The sequence below is a fragment of the Escherichia sp. E2748 genome (assembly GCF_005781125.1).
GTDB lineage: Bacteria > Pseudomonadota > Gammaproteobacteria > Enterobacterales > Enterobacteriaceae > Escherichia.
Genome location: NZ_VATP01000053.1, coordinates 1 through 1,517, shown reverse-complemented (window position 1 = coordinate 1,517; position 1,517 = coordinate 1). Strand labels below are relative to the sequence as shown.

Below are 1,517 nucleotides of genomic sequence, written 5' to 3'. Positions count from 1 at the left end.
AGATTTATCTGCTGGAGATGTCCGCTCCCGTAGTACAGATGGCGCTGCGTTCTGCCGTCCGGAAAGGTGGTGGCAGTCCGGTTGCTGAGTTCATCGTACTGATGGGTTAAGACGCCCTGTGCCGTCTCCTCAGTCAGCATCCGCCCCAGTCTGTCGTAACTGAAACGGATAATCTCCGGTGCGTCTGTTTCCCCGGCATCCGACCGCCGGCGGCGGATTTCCAGTAGCTGGTCTGCCGCATCACAGACGTATTCCGTACGGCTGTCGGCTGTCTCCTTTGCCGTGAGCCGGCCCACCGCATCACGCGCCAGCCGGTGACGGATTTCACCGCCCCGGTCCCCGGTGAACACCACTTCCGTGACCGCGTTCAGCGCGTTGTAACGGTACGCCTGGCGGCAACCGTCCGACTCTGCCCGTCGTGCTGCCAGCGCAGCATCTGCCCAACCGCAGCGACACGCCGGTGATCAAAATCAGCGCCAAATGGCTGAGAGAAGCGGGATTTGAGATCGGCACGGGCGTTACCGTGAAGATCTCGGAAGGATTCCTGATCCTGCTTGCGGATAACAACGAAGTACAGGAACTGCGCAGGGAACTTTATCAGGTTAAACAGGTGGTGAAGGGGATGCGTGACGGGATGTTGAGTGTGTTTAACGAGTGTTAAATATAAAAAACCGGGAAGATTTAAGGCCTTCCCGGTTTATAATTAATGCTATCCAATTAATTTAATAATAGAACAATAGAAGGAGCTTGCCCTTTCTCTTTACATTTCTTACTAACAAACTCAATACTTGTAACCAAAGTATCTCTTATTTTTTGTTCAACGGAAGAAAATCCTCTTAATTCTAACAGTAAATATTCATCACTATTTACATGTATAGATGTCATTTCATCCTGTGGATAGCGTAAGCTAAAAAGACAATCGATCAGGGCATCACCGTTTCTACCAAAATATTCAGGAAAGCCTAACTTTTCAGATAGTTGATCGTAAAAATCATCCATTGTTTTTACTTTGTAAAAATCAATTAATACTCTGCTCCCTAATTTCATTATTTCCATCCTCCAAGAGAGATTTCAATAAATGAATCATAGTGATCATTAGTATAGTATGCTTTTCCTGTAGAGGTATCGAAAACAATACGTCTTGCTCCATTCCCTCCAGCATTAGGTGTTTTTACAGTCCATTCTTTATATGGCCCACTGCCAGTATTAAGACGCTGGCTATTAGGATTACCTATAGTATGTGTATTACCAAACGTCGTCCCATCATTTGAATAAAATGGCTTATTTGACTTAATTCTATCTATTGTTTTTTGTACTTCCCTCATTTCTGCTGGGGTCATTTTATGTCCCCATTTCTCATTTACAGCCGCATGGAATTCTTTCGGATTTTTAGCAGAATGAGAACATTTTAGCCCAAGCGGGTCGCTCCAACCCAGCGGATTAGGCGCATAAGCATAAAGGTTTATTCCTCCCGCCAGCCCTATCGGATCCGTTACCATGAACCGCCCGACATCCGG

3 protein-coding genes and 1 pseudogene are annotated in these 1,517 nt (G+C 46.5%); 1 reads left to right on the top strand and 3 read right to left on the bottom strand.

From position 1 onward, the window contains the following. Nucleotides 1-404, bottom strand: a pseudogene (locus tag FEK42_RS22675) (RHS repeat protein); the annotation flags it as partial. A gap of 14 nt (nucleotides 405-418) precedes the next feature. Between FEK42_RS22675 and FEK42_RS22670 the strand changes: the two are divergent. Continuing rightward, on the top strand, nucleotides 419-661 hold the full coding sequence (locus FEK42_RS22670) for a SymE family type I addiction module toxin (RefSeq protein WP_135492022.1): 243 nt from the start codon (nucleotides 419-421) through the stop codon (nucleotides 659-661). A 56-nt stretch (nucleotides 662-717) separates the two neighbouring features. Here the strand turns inward: FEK42_RS22670 and FEK42_RS22665 are convergent, their stop codons facing one another. Both FEK42_RS22665 and FEK42_RS22660 read right to left on the bottom strand, forming a co-directional pair. Then, the gene (locus tag FEK42_RS22665) at nucleotides 718-1,047 is read right to left on the bottom strand and encodes a barstar family protein (protein ID WP_167852512.1); all 330 of its coding nucleotides are present in this window, start codon (nucleotides 1,045-1,047) and stop codon (nucleotides 718-720) included. Further along, nucleotides 1,047-1,517, bottom strand: a 471-nt coding sequence (locus tag FEK42_RS22660; protein WP_276609146.1) for a ribonuclease domain-containing protein, incomplete at its 5' end; no start/stop codon positions are given. The genes FEK42_RS22660 and FEK42_RS22665, both read right to left, overlap by 1 nt.

What these genes read in the sequence shown, in the direction of transcription:
- FEK42_RS22665 (WP_167852512.1), bottom strand. Translation starts at nt 1,047, where the DNA reads ATGAAATTAGGGAGCAGAGTATTAATTGATTTTTACAAAGTAAAAACA.